This window comes from Streptomyces sp. NPDC005898, assembly GCF_040629635.1.
Classification (GTDB): Bacteria; Actinomycetota; Actinomycetes; order Streptomycetales; family Streptomycetaceae; genus Streptomyces.
Genome location: NZ_JBEXWC010000007.1, coordinates 99,363 through 125,630, shown reverse-complemented (window position 1 = coordinate 125,630; position 26,268 = coordinate 99,363). Strand labels below are relative to the sequence as shown.

21 protein-coding genes are annotated in these 26,268 nt (G+C 70.5%); 15 read left to right on the top strand and 6 right to left on the bottom strand.

All coding sequences use genetic code 11. The annotated features are described in order from the left end of the window. Window positions 1-6: 6 nt before the first annotated feature. From murG to ABZ385_RS12395, 8 genes are all read left to right on the top strand, one after another. Window positions 7-1,101, top strand: a complete 1,095-nt coding sequence (murG, locus tag ABZ385_RS12430; RefSeq protein WP_358584292.1) for an undecaprenyldiphospho-muramoylpentapeptide beta-N-acetylglucosaminyltransferase — start codon at window positions 7-9, stop codon at window positions 1,099-1,101. Window positions 1,102-1,115: 14 nt separating this feature from the next. Further along, window positions 1,116-1,904 (top strand): FtsQ-type POTRA domain-containing protein, encoded by a 789-nt coding sequence (locus ABZ385_RS12425; RefSeq protein WP_358911241.1) that lies wholly within the window; start codon window positions 1,116-1,118, stop codon window positions 1,902-1,904. A 275-nt stretch (window positions 1,905-2,179) separates the two neighbouring features. Further along, entirely contained in the window at window positions 2,180-3,418 is a 1,239-nt protein-coding gene (gene ftsZ, locus ABZ385_RS12420) for a cell division protein FtsZ (protein ID WP_358911239.1), read from the top strand. Further along, window positions 3,415-4,146, top strand: coding sequence for a peptidoglycan editing factor PgeF (gene pgeF, locus ABZ385_RS12415; protein ID WP_358584289.1), 732 nt, complete (start codon window positions 3,415-3,417; stop codon window positions 4,144-4,146). Before ftsZ ends, pgeF begins: the two co-directional genes overlap by 4 nt. A gap of 6 nt (window positions 4,147-4,152) precedes the next feature. Next, a complete protein-coding gene (locus ABZ385_RS12410) occupies window positions 4,153-4,872 on the top strand; it encodes a YggS family pyridoxal phosphate-dependent enzyme (protein WP_358584288.1) in 720 nt (239 codons plus the stop codon). A gap of 124 nt (window positions 4,873-4,996) precedes the next feature. Further along, complete coding sequence (sepF, locus tag ABZ385_RS12405; protein WP_358584287.1) at window positions 4,997-5,632, top strand: cell division protein SepF; 636 nt, start codon at window positions 4,997-4,999, stop codon at window positions 5,630-5,632. A gap of 81 nt (window positions 5,633-5,713) precedes the next feature. Beyond that, window positions 5,714-5,998 carry a YggT family protein gene (locus ABZ385_RS12400; protein ID WP_358584286.1) on the top strand — a complete coding sequence of 95 codons (285 nt, stop codon included), beginning with the start codon at window positions 5,714-5,716 and terminating at the stop codon, window positions 5,996-5,998. Between the two features lie 55 nt (window positions 5,999-6,053). After that, window positions 6,054-7,154, top strand: coding sequence for a DivIVA domain-containing protein (locus tag ABZ385_RS12395; RefSeq protein WP_358584285.1), 1,101 nt, complete (start codon window positions 6,054-6,056; stop codon window positions 7,152-7,154). A gap of 187 nt (window positions 7,155-7,341) precedes the next feature. Here the strand turns inward: ABZ385_RS12395 and ileS are convergent, their stop codons facing one another. After that, window positions 7,342-10,491, bottom strand: a complete 3,150-nt coding sequence (ileS, locus tag ABZ385_RS12390) for an isoleucine--tRNA ligase (protein ID WP_358584284.1) — start codon at window positions 10,489-10,491, stop codon at window positions 7,342-7,344. Between the two features lie 590 nt (window positions 10,492-11,081). Here ileS and ABZ385_RS12385 point away from each other — a divergent pair. The 5 genes from ABZ385_RS12385 to ABZ385_RS12365 all read left to right on the top strand — a co-directional run bounded on the left by ABZ385_RS12385 (window position 11,082) and on the right by ABZ385_RS12365 (window position 15,952). Then, the gene (locus ABZ385_RS12385) at window positions 11,082-12,128 is read left to right on the top strand and encodes a TraR/DksA C4-type zinc finger protein (RefSeq protein ID WP_358911237.1); all 1,047 of its coding nucleotides are present in this window, start codon (window positions 11,082-11,084) and stop codon (window positions 12,126-12,128) included. A gap of 78 nt (window positions 12,129-12,206) precedes the next feature. Continuing rightward, on the top strand, window positions 12,207-12,818 hold the full coding sequence (gene lspA, locus ABZ385_RS12380; RefSeq protein ID WP_358698068.1) for a signal peptidase II: 612 nt from the start codon (window positions 12,207-12,209) through the stop codon (window positions 12,816-12,818). Between the two features lie 69 nt (window positions 12,819-12,887). Further along, a complete protein-coding gene (locus tag ABZ385_RS12375; RefSeq protein WP_358584281.1) occupies window positions 12,888-13,829 on the top strand; it encodes an RluA family pseudouridine synthase in 942 nt (313 codons plus the stop codon). Beyond that, window positions 13,826-14,293, top strand: coding sequence for a GNAT family N-acetyltransferase (locus tag ABZ385_RS12370; protein WP_358584280.1), 468 nt, complete (start codon window positions 13,826-13,828; stop codon window positions 14,291-14,293). The genes ABZ385_RS12375 and ABZ385_RS12370 overlap by 4 nt, the downstream gene beginning before the upstream one ends. A gap of 72 nt (window positions 14,294-14,365) precedes the next feature. Next, complete coding sequence (locus ABZ385_RS12365) at window positions 14,366-15,952, top strand: Na+/H+ antiporter (protein WP_358911235.1); 1,587 nt, start codon at window positions 14,366-14,368, stop codon at window positions 15,950-15,952. A gap of 24 nt (window positions 15,953-15,976) precedes the next feature. On the opposite strand, the gene ABZ385_RS12360 is transcribed toward ABZ385_RS12365, so the two are convergent. Further along, window positions 15,977-17,068 (bottom strand): mechanosensitive ion channel domain-containing protein, encoded by a 1,092-nt coding sequence (locus ABZ385_RS12360; protein WP_358699044.1) that lies wholly within the window; start codon window positions 17,066-17,068, stop codon window positions 15,977-15,979. A gap of 91 nt (window positions 17,069-17,159) precedes the next feature. Between ABZ385_RS12360 and ABZ385_RS12355 the strand changes: the two genes are divergently transcribed. Next, on the top strand, window positions 17,160-17,729 hold the full coding sequence (locus ABZ385_RS12355) for a dienelactone hydrolase family protein (protein ID WP_358584277.1): 570 nt from the start codon (window positions 17,160-17,162) through the stop codon (window positions 17,727-17,729). Window positions 17,730-17,792: 63 nt separating this feature from the next. Here the strand turns inward: ABZ385_RS12355 and ABZ385_RS12350 are convergent, their stop codons facing one another. The 4 genes from ABZ385_RS12350 to ABZ385_RS12335 all read right to left on the bottom strand — a co-directional run bounded on the left by ABZ385_RS12350 (window position 17,793) and on the right by ABZ385_RS12335 (window position 22,490). Next, a complete protein-coding gene (locus ABZ385_RS12350) occupies window positions 17,793-19,460 on the bottom strand; it encodes an alkaline phosphatase D family protein (protein WP_358911233.1) in 1,668 nt (555 codons plus the stop codon). 91 nt (window positions 19,461-19,551) lie between these two features. Next, window positions 19,552-20,352 (bottom strand): DsbA family protein, encoded by an 801-nt coding sequence (locus ABZ385_RS12345; RefSeq protein WP_358699041.1) that lies wholly within the window; start codon window positions 20,350-20,352, stop codon window positions 19,552-19,554. 45 nt (window positions 20,353-20,397) lie between these two features. Next, a complete protein-coding gene (locus ABZ385_RS12340; protein ID WP_358911231.1) occupies window positions 20,398-21,084 on the bottom strand; it encodes a hypothetical protein in 687 nt (228 codons plus the stop codon). 77 nt (window positions 21,085-21,161) lie between these two features. Beyond that, window positions 21,162-22,490, bottom strand: a complete 1,329-nt coding sequence (locus ABZ385_RS12335; protein ID WP_358583118.1) for a DUF2252 domain-containing protein — start codon at window positions 22,488-22,490, stop codon at window positions 21,162-21,164. Between the two features lie 180 nt (window positions 22,491-22,670). On the opposite strand from ABZ385_RS12335, the gene dnaE reads away from it, so the two are divergent. After that, window positions 22,671-26,213 (top strand): DNA polymerase III subunit alpha, encoded by a 3,543-nt coding sequence (gene dnaE / locus ABZ385_RS12330; protein WP_358911229.1) that lies wholly within the window; start codon window positions 22,671-22,673, stop codon window positions 26,211-26,213. The last annotated feature ends 55 nt before the right edge of the window (window positions 26,214-26,268 follow it).

Here is a 26,268-nt window from a genome sequence, read left to right as displayed (position 1 = left end):
ATTTCGGTGCATGTCGTACTCGCCGGCGGGGGGACCGCCGGCCACATCGAGCCCGCGCTCGCCCTCGCGGACGCCCTGCGGAGGCAGGACCCGACCGTGGGCATCACGGCCCTGGGCACGGAGCGCGGACTCGAGACCCGGCTCGTACCGGAGCGGGGCTACGAACTCGCGCTGATCCCGGCCGTCCCCCTGCCCCGCAAGCCCACCCCTGAGCTGATCACCGTCCCGGGACGGCTGCGCGGCACCATCAAGGCGGCCGAGCAGATCCTGGAGCGCACCAAGGCGGACTGCGTGGTCGGCTTCGGCGGCTACGTGGCGCTGCCCGGCTATCTCGCGGCCAAGCGGGCCGGGGTGCCGATCGTGGTGCACGAGGCCAACGCGCGGCCCGGACTCGCCAACAAGATCGGTTCGCGGTACGCCCACGGGGTGGCCGTCGCCACCCCCGACAGCAAGCTGCGCAACTCCCGCTACATCGGCATCCCGCTGCGGCACACGATCGCCACGCTCGACCGGGCCCGGGTCCGCCCGGAGGCGCGCGCCGCCTTCGGCCTCGACCCCAACCTGCCGACCCTGCTCGTCTCCGGCGGCTCCCAGGGCGCGCGGCGGCTCAACGAGGTCGTCCAGCAGGTCGCCCCGGTGCTCCAGCGCGCGGGCATCCAGATCCTGCACGCGGTCGGCCCGAAGAACGAATTGCCGCAGGTGCACCAGATGCCGGGGATGCCCCCGTACATCCCGGTACCGTACGTGGACCGGATGGACCTCGCGTACGCGGCGGCCGACATGATGCTCTGCCGCGCGGGCGCGATGACCGTCGCCGAACTCTCCGCCGTCGGGCTCCCCGCCGCCTACGTACCGCTGCCGATCGGCAACGGCGAACAGCGGCTCAACGCCCAGCCGGTGGTCAAGGCGGGCGGTGGACTGCTGGTGGACGACGCGGAACTGACGCCCGAGTGGGTGCAGGGCAACGTGCTGCCCGTGCTGGCCGATCCGCACCGGCTGTACGAGATGTCCCGCGCGGCCTCGGAGTTCGGCCGCAGGGACGCCGACGAGCTGCTCGTCGGCATGGTCTACGAGGCGATTGCGGCACGCCGCAACGCGTGAGAGGGCAGGGGACCGTGGCCGGACCGATCACCGCCGAACGGCAGCAGAAGAAGTCCGGCCCGCCCCGCCCGCAGCGCGTCCGGCGCCTGACGCCGCGTTCGCGCGCCCTGATCGCGGGCGGGGTCCTCGCCGCGCTCGTCACGGCCGGGGCCCTGTGGGTGCTCTACGGCTCGCAGTGGCTGCGCCTGGAGCGGGTGACGGTCTCGGGCACCCGGGTGCTCACGGCCCAGGAGGTGCTCGACGCGGCGCGGGCCCCGGTCGGGGACCCGCTGGTCTCGGTCGACACGGACGCCCTGGAGAGCCGGCTCCGCTCGGAACTGCCCCGTATCGACTCGGTCGAGGCCGTCCGGTCCTGGCCGCACGACATCAGTCTCGAAGTGACGGAACGCAAGCCCGCCCTCGTCATCGAAAAGGGCGGAAAGTTCGTCGAAGTGGACGGCGAGGGAGTGCGATTCGCCACGGTCGAGCACGCCCCCGAGGGCGTCCCGCGTCTCGAACTGACGCCGGATCGGCGCGGCGCGGCCGCGAGCCTGCGCCGGTTCGGCACCGACCGGCTGCTGCGCGAGGCGGTGCGGGTCACCGGTGACCTGCCCGAAGCCGTCGCCCGTGACACCCGCGAGGTCAAGGTCCGTTCGTACGACTCCATCTCGCTGGAGTTGAGCGGCGCTCGCACGGTCGTCTGGGGCAGTGGTGAGAAGGGGCGTACGAAAGCCACTACCCTCAGCGCGCTGATGAAAGCGGCACCCAAGGCACGGCACTTCGATGTGAGCGTCCCCACGGCCCCTGCGTCATCAGGGAGTTGACGTGTATCTGTGCAGGCCAGCACCCTGGTTCGGCACTGCTACGGCTGATCACATAGGGTGAAAAGAAAAACGGGAGGTTCGGCGTGTTCGTTGAACGTGCGCCACTTGTCGACTTAGTGTCCTGTTCGGAAGAGTCCAGAGAACAGACACACTGGTAACCCTAAACTTCAGCGTTAGGGTTCGGGTCGGCGTTCGGACCGTCCCATTCGGCATCAGTCGCCGCCTCGCACACCTGCGAAACGGCGACACGTAACTCGAGGCGAGAGGCCTTCGACGTGGCAGCACCGCAGAACTACCTCGCAGTCATCAAAGTCATCGGTGTCGGCGGCGGTGGTGTCAATGCCATCAACCGGATGATCGAGGTCGGTCTCAAGGGCGTCGAGTTCATCGCCATCAACACCGACGCGCAAGCCCTGTTGATGAGCGACGCCGACGTCAAGCTCGACGTCGGCCGTGAACTCACCCGCGGCCTCGGCGCCGGCGCCAACCCGGCAGTCGGCCGCAAGGCCGCAGAGGACCACCGCGAGGAGATCGAGGAGGTCCTCAAGGGGGCCGACATGGTCTTCGTCACCGCCGGCGAAGGCGGCGGCACCGGAACGGGCGGCGCACCTGTCGTCGCCAACATCGCGCGCTCGCTCGGCGCCCTCACCATCGGTGTGGTCACCCGGCCCTTCACCTTCGAGGGCCGCCGCCGCGCCAACCAGGCCGAGGACGGCATCGCGGAGCTGCGCGAAGAGGTCGACACCCTCATCGTCATCCCCAATGACCGACTGCTGTCCATCTCGGACCGCCAGGTCTCCGTCCTCGACGCCTTCAAGTCGGCGGACCAGGTCCTGCTCTCCGGCGTCCAGGGCATCACCGACCTCATCACGACCCCGGGTCTGATCAACCTCGACTTCGCCGACGTCAAGTCGGTCATGTCCGAGGCGGGTTCGGCGCTCATGGGCATCGGCTCGGCCCGCGGCGACGACCGCGCGGTCGCGGCGGCCGAGATGGCGATCTCCTCACCGCTCCTGGAGGCGTCCATCGACGGCGCCCGCGGTGTGCTGCTCTCCATCTCCGGAGGCTCCGACCTCGGCCTCTTCGAGATCAACGAAGCGGCCCAACTGGTCAGCGAGGCCGCGCACCCCGAGGCCAACATCATCTTCGGCGCGGTCATCGACGACGCGCTCGGCGACGAGGTCAGGGTCACCGTCATCGCGGCGGGCTTCGACGGCGGGCAGCCGCCGTCCAAGCGGGACACCGTCCTCAGCTCGGCGTCCGGATCGGCCAAGCGCGACGAGCCGGCGCCCTCCGCGCCCACGCGTCCCGCCGCCGAATCGCCCCGCCCGGCCTTCGGCGGACTCGGCAGCGTCACCACGCGCGACGAGCAGCCCTCGGCACAGGAGCCCGCGGAGTCGGCCCCGGCGAGCGAGGCCCCGGCCACGCCCGCCGCCCCGCCGCAGGTTCCGCCGGCCCGTCCCTACCAGGACAGCCAGGCCGAGGAGCTGGACGTGCCGGACTTCTTGAAGTGATAAGCGAGCACAGCACCGAGAGCGGCGCGCACTTCGCCTTCACCGACCGGTGGGGCGGGGTGAGCGCCGTTCCGTACGAGGAGCTCAATCTCGGCGGCGCGGTCGGCGACGACGCCGGCGCCGTGCGGGAGAACCGGACGCTGGCCGCCGCGTCCCTCGGCCTCGACCCGGCCCGGGTCGTGTGGATGAACCAGGTGCACGGCCGCGACGTCGTCGTGGTCGACGGCCCCTGGGGCTCGGACGCCGAGATCCCGGCCGTCGACGCGGTGGTGACCGCCCGCAGGGGAGTGGCGCTCGCCGTCCTGACCGCCGACTGCACGCCGGTCCTGCTCGCCGACCCGGTCGCCAAGGTCGCGGCGGCGGCGCACGCCGGGCGCCCCGGCATGGTGGCGGGCGTCGTGCCGGCCGCCGTCGAGGCCATGGTCGGGCTCGGCGCGGACCCGGGGCGGATCCTCGCCCGCACCGGACCCGCCGTCTGCGGGCGCTGTTACGAGGTGCCCGAGGCGATGCGCGCCGAGGTCGCCGCCGTCGAGCCCGCGGCGCACGCCGTGACGAGTTGGGGCACGCCGGCGCTCGACGTGAGCGCGGGGGTGCACGCCCAGCTGGAGCGGCTCGGGGTGCGCGACCGGGCGCGATCGCCGGTGTGCACCCGGGAATCCGGTGACCACTTCTCCTACCGCCGCGACCGTACGACCGGTCGGCTCGCGGGCTATGTCTGGCTGGACTGATAGGAAATGACGGACCGTAAGCAGCAACTCGCCGACAATCTGGCGAAGGTCGAGGAGCGCATCGCCGCGGCGTGCGCGGCGGCCGGGCGGGCGCGCGAGGAGGTGACCCTCATCGTGGTCACCAAGACCTACCCCGCGAGCGATGTGCGGATTCTCTCGGAACTGGGCGTGCGCCATGTCGCGGAGAACCGCGACCAGGACGCGGCGCCGAAGGCGGCCGAGTGCACGGATCTCCCCCTTTCCTGGCACTTCGTGGGCCAGTTGCAGACCAACAAGGTCCGTTCCGTGGTCGGTTATGCCGATCTGGTGCAGTCCGTCGACCGGCCGAGGCTCGTCACCGCGCTCTCGGCGGCGGCGGTGCGCGCGGAGCGGGAGCTGGGCTGCCTGATCCAGGTCGCGCTCGACGCCGGGGAGAACGGCCGGGGGGAGCGCGGGGGCGTGGGCCCGGGCGGGATCGAGGAGTTGGCCGACCTCGTGGCGAAGGCGCCGGGACTGCGGCTGGACGGTCTGATGACCGTCGCCCCGCTCACCGGACCGTACGCCGGCCGGCAGCGGGCGGCCTTCGAGCGATTGGTGGAATTCTCAACCCTCATGCGCGCGAACCATCCTGCTGCGAACATGGTGTCGGCAGGGATGAGCGCGGACCTCGAACAGGCCGTTGCGGCCGGGGCGACACATGTGCGCGTCGGTACGGCGGTACTCGGAGTGCGCCCCGGGCTCGGGTAACGTCGCCAAGAAGTCGGACCACAGCAGAAAATATGGTCATTCCCGCTGTTGAGCGGGGATACCTCGTGGATCGCGGGCAGTTGGTGACGACAGCCGATCCACCACAGAGCGGAGGACTCAGAGCATGGCCGGCGCGATGCGCAAGATGGCGGTCTACCTCGGCCTCGTGGAGGACGATGGGTACGACGGTCCGGGGTTCGACCCCGATGACGAGTTCGAACCCGAGCCGGAGCCGGAGCGCGACCGCAGGCGGCATGAACCGCCCCACCAGTCGCACCAGGCTCACCAGCCGCAACGGGACGAATCGGTACGAGTGGTGCAGCCACCCGCCCCCCGTGAACCGGCGGCCCATTCCACTTCGCTGGCCGCGGAATCCGGACGTCCGGCACGAATCGCCCCCGTGGCATCCATCACACCTGAACGTCAGAGCCTGGAGAAGAACGCACCGGTGATCATGCCCAAGGTCGTGTCCGAGCGGGAGCCCTACCGCATCACCACATTGCACCCGCGGACCTACAACGAGGCCCGTACCATCGGGGAACACTTCCGCGAGGGCACTCCGGTGATCATGAATCTGACCGAGATGGACGACACCGACGCGAAGCGACTTGTCGACTTTGCCGCCGGTCTGGTCTTCGGTCTGCATGGCAGCATTGAACGAGTGACGCAGAAGGTGTTCCTGTTGTCGCCTGCTAACGTCGATGTAACGGCGGAGGACAAGGCTCGCATCGCAGAGGGCGGGTTCTTCAACCAGAGCTGAGACGTAAGTGACGCAGTAGTTGCCGTAGACGCAGTACCGGAACGACGAAGCACGAGTAACAGGGGAGAGGGAACCGCGGACATGAGCGTGGTCGTGCAGGTGCTTTACATCGCGCTGATGTGCTTCCTCATCGTGCTGATCTTCCGACTGGTCATGGACTACGTCTTCCAGTTCGCCCGCTCATGGCAACCCGGCAAGCCGATGGTGGTCGTTCTGGAGGCCACCTACACTGTCACTGATCCACCGCTCAAGCTCTTGCGGCGGTTCATTCCGCCGCTGCGTCTCGGGGGCGTGGCGCTCGACCTGTCCTTCTTCGTGCTGATGATCATCGTCTACATCCTGATCCACGTCGTGAGTCAGCTGTGAGCGCGATGTCTAATACGGTCTTGCCGAATGCCGACGACTACGTTGAGGTGAAGAGATGCCGTTGACCCCCGAGGACGTGCGGAACAAACAGTTCACGACCGTCCGCCTCCGAGAAGGCTATGACGAGGACGAGGTCGATGCCTTCCTCGATGAGGTCGAAGCCGAACTGACCCGCCTGCTCCGCGAGAACGAGGACCTGCGCGCCAAGCTGGCGGCCGCCACGCGCGCCGCCGCGCAGAACCAGCAGCAGGGCGGAATGCGCAAGGGTCCCGACGGGCCGCAGGACCAGCGAGGTCCCGGCGCCCCGGTGCCCGCCGCTATATCGGGTCCGCAGCCGGTCCCGCCGCAGCAGCAGATGGGTGGCCCCATGGGCGGCCCGCCGCAGCTGCCCGGCGGCGCACCGCAGCTGCCCGCAGGCCCCAGCGGCCACGGCCAGGGGCACCCGCAGGGTGGTCCGCAGGGTCCCGGCCCGATGGGCCAGGGTCCGATGGGCGGCCCCATGGGTGGTCCCATGGGCGGCCACGGTCCGCAGATGTCGCAGGGCGGACAGGGCCCCGGCGGTGACAGTGCCGCTCGCGTGCTGTCCCTGGCGCAGCAGACCGCCGACCAGGCGATCGCGGAGGCCCGTTCCGAGGCCAACAAGATCGTCGGCGAGGCTCGTTCGCGCGCCGAGGGCCTGGAGCGCGACGCCCGTGCCAAGGCCGACGCCCTGGAGCGGGACGCGCAGGAGAAGCACCGCGTCGCGATGGGCTCCCTGGAGTCCGCTCGCGCCACGCTGGAGCGCAAGGTCGAGGACCTGCGCGGCTTCGAGCGCGAGTACCGCACGCGTCTGAAGTCCTACCTGGAGTCGCAGCTGCGCCAGCTGGAGACCCAGGCCGACGACTCGCTGGCCCCGCCGCGCACTCCGGCCACCGCCTCGCTGCCGCCGTCCCCGGCGCCGTCGATGGCTCCGGCCGGCGCGGGTGCCCCGTCCTACGGCGGCAACCAGTCGATGGGTGGCAACCAGGGCCAGGGCGGTCCGTCCTACGGCGGACAGCAGCAGATGTCCCCGGCGATGACCCAGCCGATGGCGCCGGTGCGGCCGCAGGGGCAGCAGCCCATGCAGCAGGCTCCGTCGCCGATGCGTGGCTTCCTCATCGACGAGGACGACAACTGACGGGCGGGACCACGCCCTAGGCGTCGGCAGCGTTCAGGGCCGGGCCCCCGGATTTTCCGGGGGCCCGGCCCTTTTCCGTCCCCTGCTTTTCCGTCCCTCGCGCGCAGCCGCGTATCCGACGCGGGCGCGTACGCGAAAGGCCCGGTCCCGCCGAGATCTTCGGCGGAACCGGGCCTTCGTGCGAGCCTTACGCCTTGCGGAGGCGGAAGGCCAGCTTCAGGGAGTCGTCCGTGAACGGCTGCCCGAATGTGTCGTCCGCCTCACCTTCGGCGAAGTCGGTGGCGAGCACCTCGTCCGCGATGAGGCCCGCGTGCTCGGCCAGGGCCGTGCTCACCGCCGGCTCGGTGGAGGACCAGCGCAGGGCGATCCGGTCCGCGACGTCCAGGCCGCTGTTCTTGCGGGCCTCCTGGATCAGGCGGATGGCGTCCCGGGCCAGGCCCGCACGGCGCAGCTCGTCCGTCAGCTCCAGGTCCAGGGCGACCGTGGCACCGGAGTCGGACGCCACCGACCAGCCCTCGCGCGGGGTCTCCGTGATGATGACCTCGTCGGGGGCGAGCGTCACCTTCTCGCCGTCGACCTCGACGAAGGCCGTGCCCTCGCGCAGGGCCAGCGACAGCGCGGCCGCGTCGGCCTCGGCGACGGCCTTGGCGACCGCCTGGACGCCCTTGCCGAAACGCTTGCCGAGCGCGCGGAAGTTGGCCTTCGCGGTCGTGTCGACCAGTGAACCGCCGACTTCGGAGAGCGACGCCAGTGCGGAGACGTTCAGCTCCTCCGTGATCTGCGCGCGCAGCTCGGTGCCCAGCGCCTCGAAGCCGGACGCCGCGACCAGCGCGCGCGACAGCGGCTGGCGCGTCTTGACGCCCGACTCGGCGCGCGAGGCCCGGCCGAGCTCGACCAGGCGCCGCACGAGGTCCATCTGCCGGGACAGCTCCGGGTCGATGGCGGAGAGGTCCGCCTCGGGCCAGGAGGACAGGTGCACGGACTCCGGGGCGTCCGGGGTCACCGGGACGATCAGGTCCTGCCAGACGCGCTCGGTGATGAACGGTGTCAGCGGGGCCATCAGGCGCGTGACCGTCTCGACGGCCTCGTGCAGGGTGCGCAGAGCCGCCTTGTCGCCCTGCCAGAAGCGGCGACGGGAGCGGCGTACGTACCAGTTGGAGAGGTTGTCCACGAAGCCGGACAGGAGCTTGCCCGCGCGCTGGGTGTCGTAGCCCTCCAGGGCCTGGGTGACCTGGTCGGTGAGCGCGTGCAGTTCGCTGAGCAGCCAGCGGTCCAGGAGCGGGCGGTCGGCGGGCGCCGGGTCGGCGTCGCTCGGGGCCCACTTCGACGTACGGGCGTACAGCGCCTGGAAGGCGACCGTGTTCCAGTACGTGAGGAGGGTCTTGCGGACCACCTCCTGGATGGTGCCGTGGCCCACGCGGCGGGCCGCCCACGGGGAGCCGCCGGCCGCCATGAACCAGCGCACCGCGTCGGCGCCGTGCTGGTCCATGAGCGGGATGGGCTGGAGGATGTTGCCCAGGTGCTTGGACATCTTGCGGCCGTCCTCGGCGAGGATGTGGCCGAGGCAGACCACGTTCTCGTAGGACGACTTGTCGAAGACCAGGGTGCCGATGGCCATCAGCGTGTAGAACCAGCCGCGGGTCTGGTCGATGGCCTCGGAGATGAACTGCGCCGGGTAGCGGCTCTCGAACAGCTCCTTGTTCTTGTACGGGTATCCCCACTGCGCGAACGGCATCGAGCCCGAGTCGTACCAGGCGTCGATGACCTCCGGCACGCGCGTGGCCGTGCCGTCGCACTCGGGGCACGCGAACGTGACCTCGTCGATGAACGGGCGGTGGGGGTCGAGGCCCGACTGGTCGGTGCCGGTCAGCTCGCCCAGTTCCGCGCGCGAGCCGACGCAGGTGAGGTGGCCTTCCTCACAGCGCCAGATGGGCAGCGGGGTGCCCCAGTAGCGGTTGCGGGACAGCGCCCAGTCGACGTTGTTGTTCAGCCAGTCGCCGAAGCGGCCGTGCTTGACCGAGTCGGGGAACCAGTTGGTCCGCTCGTTCTGCTGGAGGAGCTTGTCCTTGACGGCCGTGGTGCGGATGTACCAGGACGGCTGCGCGTAGTAGAGCAGGGCCGTGTGGCAGCGCCAGCAGTGCGGGTAGCTGTGCTCGTACGCGATGTGCTTGAAGAGCAGGCCGCGGTCGGCGAGGTCCTTGGTGAGGGTCTCGTCCGCCTTCTTGAAGAAGACGCCGCCCACGAGGGGGAGGTCCTCCTCGAAGGTGCCGTCGGGGCGGACCGGGTTGACGACCGGCAGGCCGTAGGCGCGGCAGACCTTGAGGTCGTCCTCACCGAAGGCGGGGGACTGGTGGACGAGGCCGGTGCCGTCCTCGGTGGTGACGTACTCGGCGTTGACCACGAAGTGCGCCGGAGCCGGGAACTCCACCAGGTCGAACGGGCGTTGGTAGGTCCAGCGCTCCATCTCGGCGCCGGTGAAGGTCTCGCCCGTGGTCTGCCAGCCCTCGCCGAGGGCCTTCTCGACGAGCGGCTGGGCGACGACCAGCTTCTCGGGGTTTTCCGAACCCTTCGTCGCGACGACGTAGGTGACGTCGGGGTGCGCGGCGACAGCGGTGTTGGAGACGAGCGTCCAGGGCGTCGTCGTCCAGACCAGGAGGGCGGCCTCGCCGGCCAGGGGACCGGAGGTGAGCGGGAAACGGACGTAGACGGACGGGTCGACGACCGTCTCGTAGCCCTGCGCCAGCTCGTGGTCGGACAGGCCCGTGCCGCACCGCGGGCACCAGGGGGCGACGCGGTGGTCCTGGACGAGGAGGTCCTTCTTGAAGATCTCCTTCAGGGACCACCAGACCGAGTCGACGTACTCCGGATTCATCGTCCGGTACGCGTCGTCCAGGTCGACCCAGTAGCCCATGCGGGTCGTCAGCTCGGTGAAGGCGTCGGTGTGCCGGGTGACGGACTCGCGGCACTTGGCGTTGAACTCGGCGATGCCGTACGCCTCGATGTCCTTCTTGCCGTTGAAGCCCAGCTCCTTCTCGACGGCGAGCTCCACGGGCAGGCCGTGGCAGTCCCAGCCGGCCTTGCGGGCCACGTGATAGCCCCGCATGGTGCGAAAGCGCGGGAAGACGTCCTTGAAGACCCGGGCCTCGATGTGGTGGGCGCCCGGCATGCCGTTGGCGGTGGGCGGGCCCTCGTAGAACACCCACTCGGGGCGGCCCTCGGACTGCTCCAGGCTCTTGGCGAAGATCTTCTGCTCGTGCCAGAAGTCGAGCACGGCGTGCTCGAGGGCGGGCAGGTCGACCTGGGCGGGCACCTGGCGGTACTGCGGCGGCGTATTCAACGAGCTCCTCCGGCGGATGTGCTGCCTTCCGTCGGAGGGACGAGAGCTGTGTGCGCCTGGTGCGGCGCGCTCCCGCGGTACCACCCTCCTTGGCCCTCCGGGGCGGGGTCCGCGCCGGTGAGCCCCCTCATTGGGGTCGCGATACCGGGTCTACCGACCGGGGCCCGCGGGCCTCGGCTTTCTTCCGGCGGCTCCGGGGTGATCTTCACGTCGCGCTCGCCCCCGGGCTCACACCGTCCCCGGGTCGCTCATGGCCGCGTACGCCGCTACTCGTCCCCATCCACGCTTCTCGCTGCACCCCAGTGTACGGCGCCCGGGGAGGGGCGGCCGACCGGTTTTCGCGGGCCGTCGCGGGGCGGTCCGCGAAGAGCCGGCGTGACCCGAATGGCGACACGGGGGCGAGTGGATCCCCGCGCGCCGGTCGGCGGATTACCCCGCGGGGAGTTGGGCACAACGCTTGCAGACTCGCCGCGCGGGACCGGTGCGGCGGGCGGATCGGGCGGCGTGCCCCGTTGCCGCGGGCCTGGAGTCGATTTATCGTCCCAGCACGATTCGCGTGCAAGATCACAATATGTGAAGGGGCCGCGGCCATGGTGGCGAAGAAGACCGCCGTACAGCAGTCGGCGTCCGGCAGATCCACAGGCGCGGCCGGGGCGACGGCCAAGGATGTGAGCGGCAAGAAGGCGGTGTCCGGCGCTGCGAAGAAGGCGGTGGCCAAGGAGACCGCCGTGAAGAAGGCCGTCGCCAAGAAGGTCACCGCTGAGAAAGCCACGGCCAAGAAGGCGCCCGCCAAGAAAGCCACCGCCAAGAAAGCGGCGGCTAAGAAGGCGAGCGTTAAGAAGATGACTGCTGAGAAAGTGTCTGCTAAGAAGAGCACCGCTAAGGAGACCGTACCCGGGGAAGCGGCCGGTGAGGAAACGGTTGCCCTCTCGGAGGCGGAGACCGCTCACGAGCCGGTGACGGACCCGCACGCGGTCGCTGAGAGCGCTGCCAAGAAGTCGTCCCCGGCGAGAAGGCCGGCGGCCGGGAAGAAGACCACGGCCAAGAAGAGCCCACCCAAGAAGAGCACCGCCAAGAAGAGCACGGCCAAGAAGACGGTCGCGTCCGCGGCCGAGGATGCGGCTGAGGCCGCGGAGACGACGGGAGCCACGACAGTGGTTGCGAAGAAGACTCCGGCCACGGCGACCGCCGAGGCGCAGTCGACGGCAGTGCCCAAGGCGCGCGGCGCCGCGGCGGGGCCCGGCGGGCTCGCGGTCCGCGCGGGCGAGGACCCCTGGACCCCGGAGGAGGTCGCGGAGGCCCGCGCGGAACTCCAGAGCGAGTCGCTGCGGCTGACCGCGGAGATCGCCGCCTCGGAGAAGGCCCTCGCGGGCCTGATGCGGGACTCCGGCGACGGCGCGGGCGACGACGAGGCCGACACCGGCACGAAGAACATCACCCGCGAGCACGAGATGTCCCTGGCCGCCAACGCGCGCGAGATGCTCGACCAGACCGAGCGCGCCCTGGAACGCCTCGACGCGGGCACGTACGGCCTCTGCGAGAACTGCGGGAACCCGATCGGCAAGGCGCGGATGCAGGCCTTCCCGCGCGCGACCCTGTGCGTGGAGTGCAAGCAGAAGCAGGAGCGGCGCTCCTGAGCGTGGGCTGGACGCCTGGCCCCGGATGCGTGTGCCGTACCCTCGTCCCCAGTCAGGTACCTAGGTTGAGGGACTCACGTGGCAGAGGCGGAGCGCATCATCGGTACGCCGGACATCCCTGAGACGGCCGGGGACGAGCCGGAGCGGTCCGGCTCGGTCTCCGACGGGACGGCGGACGCGGGCGAGGGCGGCGACCGGCCCAAGGGCAGGCGCAAGATCGCCGTGCTGTTCGCGGTGGCCGCCTTCGCGTACGCCTGCGACCTGGTCAGCAAGATGATCGTGGTCGCGAAGCTGGAGCACCACGACGCGATCGACGTCCTCGGCGACTGGCTCCGCTTCACCGCGATCCGCAACGCGGGCGCCGCCTTCGGGTTCGGCGAGGCCTTCACGATCATCTTCACGTGCATCGCGGCGGCGGTCATCGTGGTGATCGCCCGGCTCGCCCGCAAGCTCTACAGCCTGCCGTGGGCGATCGCGCTCGGCCTGCTCCTGGGCGGCGCGCTCGGCAACCTCACCGACCGGATCTTCCGCGCGCCCGGCGTCTTCGAGGGCGCGGTGGTCGACTTCATCGCCCCCAAGGGCTTCGCGGTCTTCAACCTCGCGGACTCCGCGATCGTCTGCGGCGGCATCCTGATCGTGCTGCTGTCCTTCCGGGGACTCGACCCGGACGGCACCGTCCACAAGGACTGAGCCCGCTCCGGGGGGCGGGGCGACGGCCCGTGGTGCCGGGGGGCCGGTGGGCTCCTGCATACTCAATGGGTGAGCACGATTCCCGAGATCCGCACCCTGCCCGTGCCGGACGGCCTGGAGGGCGAGCGCGTCGACGCCGCCATCTCGCGCATGTTCGGCTTCTCCCGTACGAAGGCCGCCGAGCTCGCCGCGGCGGGGAAGGTCGCGGTCGACGGCTCGGTGGTCGGCAAGTCCGAGCGGGTGCACGGCGGCGCCTGGCTGGAAGTGGAGATGCCCCAGGCACCCGCTCCGGTGCAGGTCGTGGCCGAGCCCGTGGAGGGCATGGAGATCGTGCACGACGACGACGACATCGTCGTGATCGTCAAGCCGGTCGGCGTCGCCGCGCACCCGAGCCCCGGCTGGACCGGCACCACCGTGATCGGCGGCCTCGCCGCCGCCGGGTACCGCGTCTCGACCTCCGGTGCCGCCGAGCGCCAGGGCATCGTGCACCGCCTGGACGTGGGCACCTCCGGCCTGATGGTGGTCGCCAAGTCGGAGCGGGCGTACACCTCGCTGAAGCGCCAGTTCAAGGAGCGCACGGTCGACAAGCGCTACAACGCGCTGGTCCAGGGCCACCCCGACCCCATGAGCGGCACCATCGACGCCCCCATCGGCCGCCACCCGAACCACGACTACAAGTGGGCGGTCACGGCCGAGGGCAAGCCCTCCGTCACGCACTACGACCTCATCGAGGCCTTCCGGGCCGCCTCCCTGCTCGACATCAAGCTGGAGACGGGCCGCACCCACCAGATCCGCGTGCACATGTCCGCGCACCGGCACCCCTGCGTGGGTGACCTGACGTACGGCGCGGACCCGACGCTCGGCAAGCGGCTCGGCCTCACCCGCCAGTGGCTGCACGCCGTCCGGCTCGGCTTCGAGCACCCGGGCGACGGCCAGTGGGTGGAGTACGAGAGCGGCTACCCCGACGACCTCCAGCAGGCGCTGGACCGGGTGCGGGCGGAGAGTTCGTGACCGGTGTGACGATCCGGGTCGCGCGGGAGGCCGCCGACCTGGAGGCCTGTTTCGCGGTCCGCAAGGCCGTCTTCGTCGCCGAGCAGCAGGTGCCCGAGGAGATCGAGTACGACGCCCACGACGCCGGAGCGGTGCACGTCCTGGCCGTGGACGAGGACGGCGTCCCGCTCGGCACGGGCCGGCTGCTGACCGGCGAGGCGGCGGCCGCCAAGAACGGCGGGGACGCCGGGGTGGGCGCGCTCGGCCGGCTCGCGGTGACGGCGACCGCACGCGGCCTCGGTGTCGGCGCGGCCCTCGTCGGGGCCATCGAGGACGCGGCACGCGCGCGTGGGCTGACGGCGGTCGACCTGCACGCCCAGACCCACGCCGTGGGGTTCTACGAGCGCCTGGGGTACGAGGCGTACGGACCGGAGTTCCCCGACGCCGGGATTCCACATAGGGCCATGCGCAAGCCGCTGCGCTGAACGCGTCGGGCGTCGCCGCGTGGCAGGGTTGAGTCTTGATCGTTGGAGTCTCGACCGCCCGGAGGGCGCACCGTGGATCAACTGGCGCTGCTGCTCGTCCTGCTGCTGGGAGCGGTGGTCACCGTCCCCTTGGGGGAGCGGCTCGGCCTGCCCGCGCCCATCCTGATGACGCTGGCGGGGATCGGCATGGCCCTGCTGCCGTTCGTGCCGAACGTCGAGATCCCGCCCGACTACATCCTGCCGCTGATCCTGCCGCCGCTGCTCTACGCCTCCGTGCAGCGCACCTCGTGGCGCCAGTTCGCGGCCAACCGGCGGCCCATCTTCCTGCTCGCCGTGGCGCTGGTCTTCGTGACCACGGCGGCCGTCGCCGCGATGGCGAGCGCCATCGTCCCCGGGCTGCCGATCGCCGCGGCCGTCGCGCTCGGGGCGCTCGTCGCGCCGCCGGACCCCGTCGCCGCGACCGCCGTGGCGGGCTCGCTGGGGCTGCCCCGCAGACTCGTGTCGATCCTGGAGGGCGAGGGCCTGTTCAACGACGTCACGGCGATCGTGCTCTACCACGTGGCGATCGCGGCGGCGGTGAGCGGGACGTTCTCCTGGCCGTCCGCCGCCGGGCAGCTGGTGCTGTCCGCCGTGGTGGCCGTGCTCGTCGGGCTCGCGCTCGGCTGGGTGACGAACAAGCTCATGGGGCTGCTCGGCGACGCCGTCCTGCAGACCGGCCTGACGCTGCTCGTGCCGTTCGTCGGCTATGTGCTGGCCGAGGAGATGCTCGGCTCCGGGGTGCTGGCCGTCCTGACCACCGCGCTCTACCTCGCGGAGAACGCCGTCGACGCCGACGACGTGCTCGGCCGCATCACCGGGCAGACCTTCTGGCAGATCGTCGACACCCTGGTCACCGGCGCCGCGTTCGGGCTCATCGGCCTGGAGCTGCACAACGTCTTCGGCATCGCGAGCGGCCGCGAGTGGGAGATGTTCGGCTGGGGCGCGGCGGTCGTCGGGGTCGTCGTCGGCGTACGGCTGCTGTGGCTGCTGCCCGCGACCTGGCTCGCCAAGCGCCTGCACAAGCGCCGGGACTACGACGAGGACATCCCGACGACCTGGCGCGAGACCGTCGTCATGTGGTGGGCCGGCATGCGCGGCGTGGCGTCGGTGGCCCTGGCGCTCGCCATCCCGCTCAAGACGGACGACGGGGCTCCGTTCCCGGCCCGCGACGAGATCATCTTCATCGCGTTCTGCGTGATCATGGCGACGCTCGTCGCCCAGGGGCTCACGCTGCCCTGGCTGGTGCGAAGGCTCGGGGTGCGGGCCGACACCGACGCGGAGCGGGAGCTGGAACGGGCGCTCGCGGTGCGCGCCGCCAAGGCCGCCAAGCGCCGCCTGAAGGAGATCGAGGAGGTCGAGGAGCTCCCGGAGGAGATCTCCGAGCGGCTGCTGCGCGGCGCGTTCGACATCGGGGCGAGGATCAGCCCGGACGTGGTCGACGAGGAACGGCGGGAGCGGTACGCCAAGCGCGTGGACCGCATGAAGGCCGTCCAGCGCATCCAGCGCGAGATGATGTCCGCCGCCCGCCACGAGGTCCTCGCCGCGCGCAGCGAGCCCGGCGCCGACCCGGAGGTCGTCGACCGGGTGCTGCACCACCTCGACGTACGCAGCCTGCGCTGACCCCCGCCCGCGAGGCCCGGCGGGTCAGCCGCGGCCGGTCCGCGGCGCCTTCGACGTCAGGTGCAGCGGGCGGTGGCCGTTCGGCGTGGGCTGGGCCAAGGCCGTGGTGATCTTCGGCAGGGCGTACGGGTGGTGTTCCGTCAGCCACTGGATCAGCTGTTCGCGCACGGTGACCCGGACGGTCCAGATGTCGTCGGCGTCCTTGGCGGTGACCAGGGCACGCACCTGGAGGGTGCTCGGTGTCGTGTCGGTCACGGCGAGACCCCAGTCCCGGCCGTCCCAGGCCGCGCAGTCGCGCAGGATGTCCCGGAGCTTGTCACGCATCTGGTGGACCGGCGCCGAGTGGTCCAGGTGGAAGAAGACCGTGCCGGTCATCTGCGCGCCGCCGCGGGACCAGTTCTCGAACGGCTTCGACGTGAAGTACGACACGGGCATCGTGATCCGGCGCTCGTCCCAGGTGCGTACGGCGAGGAAGGTCAGGGTGATCTCCTCCACGGTGCCCCACTCGCCGTCCACCACGACGGTGTCCCCTATGCGCACCATGTCGCCGAAGGCGATCTGCAGGCCCGCGAAGAGGTTGCCGAGGGTGGACTGGGCGGCGACACCGGCGACGATGCCGAGGATGCCCGCCGAGGCCAGCAGCGAGGTGCCGGCCGCCTGCATGGCGGGGAAGGTGAGCAGCATCGCGGCCACCGCCACGACACCGACGATCGCGGAGACGACGCGCTGGATGAGCGTCACCTGCGTACGGACCCTGCGGACCCGGGCCGGGTCGCGGTGGACCGCGGCGTAGCGGGCGTAGGAGGACTCCACTATCGCCGCGGCGATCCGCACGACCAGCCAGGCCGTGGAGCCGATGAGTATGAGGGACAGGCCGCGCTCGACGGCCGCCGTGTTGTCCTTGGCGATCTCGGCCTGCCCGTAGGAGCCTCTCACCAGGGCGGTCCACAGGACGAGGTGGAAGGGCACCCGGCAGCGGCGCAGCAGGCCCCACAGCGGGGTCTCGTGATGCCGTTCGTCGGCCCTGCGCAAAGCGAAGTCGACCAACCAGCCGACCACCACTGTGAGCACGACCGAGCCGCCGATCACGATCAACGGACGCAGTACGTTCTCCATGCCATCGAGGGTAGGGGCACTCGGTGCCGCCCTCGGCACGGCCCCCGTGACCTCGGCGGGAGGGGGCGGGGACGGATGGCACGATGTCACCATGAACATCATGCTTTTCCACTCGACGTACGGGCTGCGGCCCGCGGTCCACGCGGCGGCGGACCGGCTGCGCGCCGAGGGGCACGAGGTCTGGACACCGGACCTGTTCGGCGGACGCACCTTCGACGACGTCGAGGACGGAAGGGCCTTCCAGGACGAGCTGGGCAAGGACGAACTCCTGAAGCGGGCGATCCTCGCCGCCGCCCCCTACTCCGAGCGGGGCCTGGTGTACGCGGGCTTCTCCCTGGGCGCCGCGACCGCGCAGACCCTCGCGCTCGGCGACGAGAAGGCGCGCGGCCTGCTGCTCCTGCACGGCACGTCCGACATCGCGGAGAACGTGTCCGTGGACGAGCTGCCGGTGCAGCTGCACGTGGCGGAGCCCGACCCGTTCGAGACGGACGACTGGCTCAGCGCCTGGTACCTGCGGATGGGCCGGGCCGGGGCCGACGTGGAGGTCTACCGCTACCCGGGCGCGGGACACCTCTACACCGACCCCGGCCTCGACGACTACGACGCGGCGGCCGCCGAGGACACGTGGCGCACGGCGATCGGCTTCCTGGAGACGCTGTGACGCGGTGACGCACTGACGGGATGACCGTCGGGGCGTCGTCTTCCCAGGGGGGCCGTCAGTGGGTCAGCGCACGGGCTCGTACGCCCGCTCGACCCTCTGCGTGCCGCTGCGCGTGCGGTACGAGCGCAGCCAGGACGAGGTCGCCGCGGGGTCGGTGCGGTCGGACAGGGCGTAGTAGTCCATCTGCGAGCGCTCCGCGGTGATGTCCAGGACGCCGTAGCCGTGCGAGTCCATGTCCAGCCACTTCACGTGGCGGTTGGCCGCCTCGAGGGCGAGCGCGGCCGCCCGGGAGACCGTGTGCGGGGCGACGTGGAGCATGTCGTCGATGTTGTCGGAGCTCACCGAGGTGACCACGAACTCCGTGGCCGCGGAGTGGCTCAGGGGATACGTGGCCGCCTTGACCGGCACGTCGTTCGCCCACGCCATGTGGATGTCACCGGTCAGGAAGACGGTGTTGCGGATGCCGTTGTCGCGCAGGTGACCGATGAGTTCCCTGCGGTCGTCCGTGTAGCCGTCCCATTGGTCGACGTTGACGGCGAGGCCCTCCTGGGGCAGGCCCAGCAGCTTGGCGAGGGGCTTGAGGACGTGCGCCGGCAGGGCGCCGAAGGCCACCGGCGAGATCATCACCGAGGTGCCGACCAGCTTCCAGACGGCGTCCGAGGCCGCGAGGCCCGACTTGAGCCAGTCGAGCTGCGCGCGGCCGGTGAGCGTGCGGTCCGGGTCGTCCACCGCGCCGCTGCCGGCGCTCGCCTGCTCGGAGCGGAAGGAGCGCAGGTCGAGCAGGTGCAGGTCGGCCAGCTTGCCGAAGCGGACGCGGCGGTAGACCGTGCCCTCGGTGGAGGGGCGTACGGGCATCCACTCGAAGTAGGCCTGCTTGGCCGCGGCCATGCGCGCCGCCCAGGGGCCCTCCGTCCCGGCGGAGTGGTTCACCGCGCCGCCCGACCAGGCGTTGTCGGCGAACTCGTGGTCGTCCCAGATCGCGATGACCGGGTGCGTGGCGTGCATCGCCAGCGCGTCGGGGTCGGTCTTGTGCAGGCCGTGCCGGACGCGGTAGTCGGCGAGCGTGACGATCTCGTGCCGGGGTTCGTGCGGGCGTACGACGTTCTCGGCGGCCGGGTACTCGCCGCTGCGGTACTCGTAGAGGTAGTCGCCGAGATGCAGGACCGCGTCCAGTTCGGTGCGGGCCGCGAGGTGGCGGTAGGCCGAGAAGTAGCCCGCCTCCCAGTTGGCGCAGGACACCACGCCGAACCGGACGCCGTGCGCTGAGGCGTCGTACGCGGGGGTGGTCCTGGTGCGGCCCACGGGGGAGTGGACCGGGGAGGCGTCGCCCGCGGAGAAGCGGAAGTAATAGGTGGTCGCAGGGAGCAAGCCCCTTACATCGGCCTTGACCGTGTGGTCGGACTCCGCCCGCGCCGTGGTGCTGCCGCGGCCGACGACTCTGGAGAAGCCCTTGTCCTCGGCTATCTCCCAACGCACCTCGGTGTCGGGCCCCTTGCCCGACCCGGGCACGGCGTCCGGCGTGGGCGTCACCCGGGTCCACAGCAGGACGCCGTCGGGCAGCGGATCCCCGGAGGCGACGCCGTGGTGGAAGGCCGGCCCGTCCGCGGCGTGCGCGGGGACGGTGGTGAGCGAGGCGCCGAGGGCGGCGGTGGCGGCCGCGGCCCTGACGACGGTACGGCGGCTCGGGGACGGGGCGTGGAGCGGCAGGTGATCTTGGTTTCGACTGGTCACGGGCGATCACGATACTGATCGGTAACCACTTGGGTGGCGAACCGGCCAGGTTCGCCCCCCTTCCAGCCAGGGCGGGTGCGAAGGCCTGCCGCTACTTCGTGACGCCCGCCTTCTTCAGCGCGGCCTTCCAGGCGTCGTCGGTCTTCGGCGTCTCGACGACCTTGTCGTTGATCTTGATGGTGGGGGTGGACTCGACGCCCTCGGCCGACTGGAAGGAGTCGCTCATCTTCAGGGCCCAGGGGTCGAAGGTGCCCTTCTCGACGGCGCTCTGGAACTTCTTGTTGTTCTTGAGGGCGTCCACGGTGTTCGCCACCTTGATCAGGTACTCGTCCTTGGCGAACTTGTCGGTGGACTCCGAGGGGTGGTACTTCGCCGAGTACAGGGCGGTCTTGTACTCCAGGAACGCCTCGGGGCTGACGTTCAGGGCGGCGCCGAGCGCGCTGAGGGCGTTCTTCGACCCCTCGCCGGAGAGGTTGTTGTCGAGGAACGTCCCGATGGTGAAGGTCAGCTTGTAGTCGCCGTCCTTCATGCCCTTGTCGATCGCGTCGCCGATGGACTGCTCCATGGCGGCGCAACCGGGGCAGCGCGGGTCCTCGTACAGGTGGACCGTGTTCTTGGCGGCGGACTCGCCGATCGTGACCTTGGTGCCGTCCGTGCCCGAGGAGTTCGCCGGGGCGACCACCTTCGCGTCGGCGGCCTCCTCCCACTTCGAGGGCTGGTTGGACTGCATCACGGCGTAGCCGACGCCGCCGGCGATGGCGAGGACCGCGACGATCGAGACACCGACGATCATCGCGCGCTTGCGCTTCTCGCGCTTGCGCTCGGCCTCCTGCTGGAGGCGGATCCGCTCACGGGCGGCGGACTTGGCGGCCTGGCTGTTGCGCTGGCTCATGATCTTTTTCTCCGTGTGGGTGAACTGCGTGGGGGTGCGTCGTGCTCAGGCGAAGACGGCCGAGCACGGCGGCCCCCGCCGCCCCACGCAGTGCACCAGCAGGCGCGTGCGCGGCACATGCGCCCGGCGCTCGGGGCGCGGCAGGCGCAGCTCGGGCGGACGCGCGGCGCCCACGGAGGCGACCGCGCGCAGCAGCGGCCGGAACGTCGCCCCGGCGACCGCGCGCAGCAGCTGGGCCAGCGCCCGCTCGCCGCGCCGCAGCCAGGCCGCCGCCACCAGACCCACCGCGACGTGCGCTCCGAGCAGCAGCCAGGCGGCGCTCGGCTCGGCGTCGGCGAGCAGCGCCGCGGCGCCGCCGTGGCCGTCGGCGGTCATCCGGGCCAGCGGGGTCCCGACGGGCGTGCCGCCGCACAGCACGTCGAAGCCGACGGAGCGCAGCGGGCCCGCCACCGGGCCGCCCGCCTCGCCGTAGCAGACGTGCTGCCCGGCGGTGAACACCGTGTCGGCGGCCAGCTCGGACGGGATCAGCAGGGCGGCGATCCGCCCGTAGCCGCGCTCGCGTCCCGCCAGGGCGTACGCCAGGACGAAGACGGCGGCGGCGATGGCCGCGACGGTGGCCGGCGGCAGGGGGGCCCGGGACAGCAGCACGTGCGACGCGGCGGAGAGCGTCACGACGAGTGCCGTGAACAGCGCCGCGCGCACGGCTCTGAGTCGGGTCCCGGATATGTCCATCGCGGAGGAGTGTGCCACGAGTTCCTGTAGGCGGCCCCTAAAGGGTCCCTAAGAGTTCCGCAGCGGGCCGCGGGGGCTCACAGGCCCGGGATGGCGCCGTTGCGGAACAGGTCGACGAAGATCTGGTGGTCGCCGCGCGCCCGCGCGCCGTAGCTGTGCGCGAAGTCCACGAGCAGGTCCCCGAAGCCGTCCTCGTCGGCCGCGATCGCGGCGTCGATGGCGCGCTCCGTGGAGAAGGGCACCAGCTCCGAGTGGCCGCTCTCGTCGTCCGCCGCGGCGTGCATCGTGGCCGTGGCGCGGCCGAGGTCCGCGACGACCAGGGAGATCTCCTCCAGGTCGTCGATGTCCGACCAGTCCAGGTCGACCGCGTACGGCGACACCTCGGCGACGAGCTGCCCGGCGCCGTCCAGCTCGGTCCAGCCCAGCCACGGGTCGGCGTGCGCCTGCAGGGCGCGCTGGGAGATGACGGTGCGGTGCCCCTCGTGCCGGAAGTAGCCGCGCACCGCCGGGTCCGTGATGTGCCGCGAGACCGCCGGGGTCTGCGCCTGCTTGAGGTAGATCACGACGTCGTTCTCCAGGGCGTCGCTGTTGCCCTCCAGGAGGATGTTGTACGAGGGCAGGCCCGCGGAGCCGATGCCGATGCCGCGCCGGCCCACGACGTCCTTGACGCGGTAGGAGTCGGGGCGGGTCAGCGAGGAGTCCGGGAGCGTCTCCAGATAGCCGTCGAAGGCCGCGAGGACCTTGTAGCGGGTGGCGGCGTCCAGCTCGATGGAGCCGCCGCCGGGCGCGAAGCGGCGCTCGAAGTCGCGGATCTCGGTCATCGAGTCGAGCAGCCCGAACCGGGTCAGAGAACGCGCGTCGCGCAGGGCGTCCAGGAGGGGGCCCTGGGCGGTGTCCAGCGTGAAGGGCGGCACCTCGTCGCTCTTGGCGCCCGTCGCCAGCTCGTGGATCCGCTCGCGGTATGCCGCGGCGCATATCCGCACCAGGTCGGAGATCTGCTCGTCGCTGAGCGCCTTGGAGTAGCCGATCAGGGCCAGGGAGGCGGCGAGGCGCTTCAGGTCCCAGGTGAACGGGCCGACGTAGGCCTCGTCGAAGTCGTTCACGTTGAAGATCAGACGGCCCTGGGCGTCCATGTACGTGCCGAAGTTCTCGGCGTGCAGGTCGCCGTGGATCCACACCCGGCCCGTGCGCTCGTCCAGGTACGGCCCGCCGTGCTGCTCGCGCTCCAGGTCGGCGTAGAACAGGCAGGCCGTGCCGCGGTAGAACGCGAAGGCGGAGGAGGCCATCTTCCGGAACTTCACGCGGAAAGCGGCGGGGTCCGCGGCAAGCAGCTCGCCGAACGCGGTGCCGAAGACGGCGAGGATCTGCTCGCCGCGCTCATCGGCCGTGGGCTGCGGGACGGACATCGCGGGGTGCCTCCTGGTGCGGGGTGGGGCGGTGACATTTGGGACAGGTTCCCGACCGGTCCAACGCACGACGGTACCCCCGAGTGCCCGTCGGCTGTCACTGCCGCGGACTAGACTTCCCCGCTGTCCCCCCGGACCGCCCGCAGCCCTTCACCGACCGTTTCCCGGAGGCCTCCCACCGTGACCAAGCCGCCCTTCACGCACCTGCACGTGCACACCCAGTACTCGCTGCTTGACGGTGCCGCGCGGCTCAAGGACATGTTCAACGCGTGCAATGAGATGGGCATGACGCACATCGCCATGTCCGACCACGGCAACCTCCACGGGGCGTACGACTTCTTCCACTCGGCGCAGAAGGCGGGCGTGACGCCGATCATCGGGATCGAGGCGTACGTGGCGCCGGAGTCGCGGCGCAACAAGCGGAAGATCCAGTGGGGCCAGCCGCACCAGAAGCGGGACGACGTGTCCGGTTCGGGTGGTTACACCCACAAGACGATCTGGGCGGCGAACAAGACGGGTCTGCACAACCTCTTCCGGCTCTCCTCGGACGCGTACGCGGAGGGCTGGCTCCAGAAGTGGCCCCGCATGGACAAGGAGACGATCTCCCAGTGGTCACAGGGGCTGATCGCCTCCACCGGCTGCCCCTCGGGTGAGTTGCAGACCAGGCTGCGGCTCGGCCAGTTCGACGAGGCGCTGAAGTCCGCCGCGGAGTACCAGGACATCTTCGGCAAGGACCGGTACTTCCTGGAGCTGATGGACCACGGCATCGAGATCGAGCGCCGGGTCCGCGACGACCTGCTAAAGATCGGCAAGAAGCTCGGCATCCCGCCCCTGGTGACGAACGACTCGCACTACACGTACGCGCACGAGTCGACCGCCCACGACGCCCTGCTGTGCATCCAGACCGGCAAGAACCTCTCGGACCCGGACCGCTTCCGCTTCGACGGCACCGGCTACTACCTGAAGTCGACCGACGAGATGTACGCCATCGACTCCTCGGACGCCTGGCAGGAGGGCTGCCGCAACACGCTCCTGGTCGCCGAGCAGATCGACACCACGGGCATGTTCGAAAAGCGCGACCTGATGCCGAAGTTCGACATCCCCGAGGGCTTCACCGAGGTCACCTGGTTCCAGGAGGAGGTCCGCCGCGGCATGGAGCGCCGCTACCCGGACGGCATCCCCGAGGACCGCCAGAAGCAGGCCGAGTACGAGATGGACATCATCATCCAGATGGGGTTCCCGGGGTACTTCCTGGTCGTCGCGGACTTCATCATGTGGGCCAAGAACAACGGCATCGCGGTGGGCCCCGGCCGAGGCTCCGCGGCCGGCTCGATCGTCGCGTACGCCATGGGCATCACCGACCTCGACCCGATCACGCACGGCCTGATCTTCGAGCGGTTCCTCAACCCCGAGCGCGTCTCCATGCCCGACGTCGACATCGACTTCGACGAGCGCAGGCGCGTCGAGGTGATCAGGTACGTGACGGAGAAGTACGGCGCCGACAAGGTCGCCATGATCGGCACGTACGGAAAGATCAAGGCGAAGAACGCCATCAAGGACTCCGCGCGCGTGCTCGGATATCCGTACGCGATGGGCGACCGCCTGACCAAGGCGATGCCCGCCGACGTCCTCGGCAAGGGCATCGACCTCTCCGGCATCACCGACCCCAAGCACCCGCGCTACAGCGAGGCGGGCGAGATCCGGGGGATGTACGAGAACGAGCCGGACGTGAAGAAGGTCATCGACACCGCCAAGGGTGTCGAGGGCCTGGTCCGGCAGATGGGTGTGCACGCGGCCGGCGTGATCATGTCCAGCGAGCCGATCGTGGACCACGCGCCGATCTGGGTGCGGCACACCGACGGCGTGACGATCACGCAGTGGGACTACCCCCAGTGCGAGTCGCTCGGCCTGCTCAAGATGGACTTCCTGGGCCTGCGCAACCTCACCATCATGGACGACGCCGTCAAGATGGTGAAGGCGAACAAGGGCGTCGAGCTGGAGATGCTCTCCCTGCCGCTCGACGACCCGAAGACCTTCGAACTGCTCTGCCGCGGCGACACGCTCGGCGTCTTCCAGTTCGACGGCGGCCCGATGCGCTCCCTGCTGCGCCAGATGCAGCCCGACAACTTCGAGGACATCTCCGCCGTCTCGGCCCTGTACCGGCCGGGCCCGATGGGCATGAACTCGCACACGAACTACGCCGAGCGCAAGAACGGCCGCCAGGAGATCACGCCGATCCACCCGGAGCTCGAAGAGCCCCTGAAGGAGACGCTGGGCCTGACCTACGGCCTCATCGTGTACCAGGAGCAGGTGCAGAAGGCCGCCCAGATCGTCGCGGGCTACAGCCTCGGCGAGGCCGACATCCTGCGCCGCGTGATGGGCAAGAAGAAGCCCGAAGAGCTGGAGAAGAACTTCGTCCTCTTCCAGGCGGGCGCCCGGAAGAACGGCTACTCCGACGAGGCCATCCAGGCCCTGTGGGACGTCCTGGTCCCCTTCGCCGGCTACGCGTTCAACAAGGCGCACTCCTCCGCGTACGGCCTGGTCACCTACTGGACCGCCTACCTGAAGGCGAACTACCCGGCCGAGTACATGGCCGCGCTGCTCACCTCGGTGAAGGACGACAAGGACAAGTCGGCCGTCTATCTGAACGAGTGCCGGCGCATGGGCATCAAGGTGCTCCCGCCGAACGTGAACGAGTCCGTGCACAACTTCGCCGCCCAGGGCGACGACGTGATCCTCTTCGGCCTGGAGGCCGTCCGCAACGTCGGTACGAACGTGGTGGAGTCGATCATCCGCTCGCGCAAGGCGAAGGGGAAGTTCACCTCGTTCCCCGACTACCTCGACAAGGTCGAGGCGGCCGCCTGCAACAAGCGCACCACTGAATCGCTCATCAAGGCGGGCGCGTTCGACACGATGGGGCACACCCGCAAGGGCCTGACCGCGCAGTACGAACCGATGATCGACAACGTCGTGGCGGTCAAGAGGAAGGAAGCCGAGGGCCAGTTCGACCTCTTCGGCGGGATGGGCGACGAGAGCGCCGGCGACGAGCCGGGCTTCGGGCTCGACGTGGAGTTCTCCGAGGACGAGTGGGAGAAGACCTACCTGCTCGCCCAGGAGCGGGAGATGCTCGGCCTGTACGTCTCCGACCACCCCCTCTTCGGCCTGGAGCACGTTCTGTCCGACAAGGCCGACGCGGGCATCGGGCAGCTCACCGGGGGCGACTTCTCCGACGGGTCGGTGGTCACCATCGGCGGCATCATCTCGGGCCTCCAGCGCAAGATGACCAAGCAGGGCAACGCCTGGGCCATCGCCACGGTGGAGGACCTCGCGGGCTCCATCGAGTGCATGTTCTTCCCGGCGACCTACCAGCTGGTGTCGACCCAACTCGTGGAGGACGCGGTCGTCTTCGTCAAGGGGCGCCTCGACAAGCGCGAGGACGTGCCGCGGCTCGTCGCGATGGAGCTCCAGGTCCCCGACCTGTCGAACGCGGGCACCAACGCGCCCGTGGTGATCACCATCCCGACCGTCAAGGTGAGCCCGCCGATGGTGACCCGCCTCGGTGAGGTCCTCAGCCACCACCGCGGCAACAGCGAGGTGCGGATCAAGCTCCAGGGGGCGCAGAAGACCACCGTGCTGCGGCTCGACCGGCACCGCGTGAAGCCGGACCCGGCCCTCTTCGGCGATCTGAAGGTGTTGCTCGGCCCGTCCTGCCTGGCGGGCTGAGCCGGGACTCGGCAGAGCATGAGGGGCGCACCCGCGCGGGTGCGCCCCTCATGTG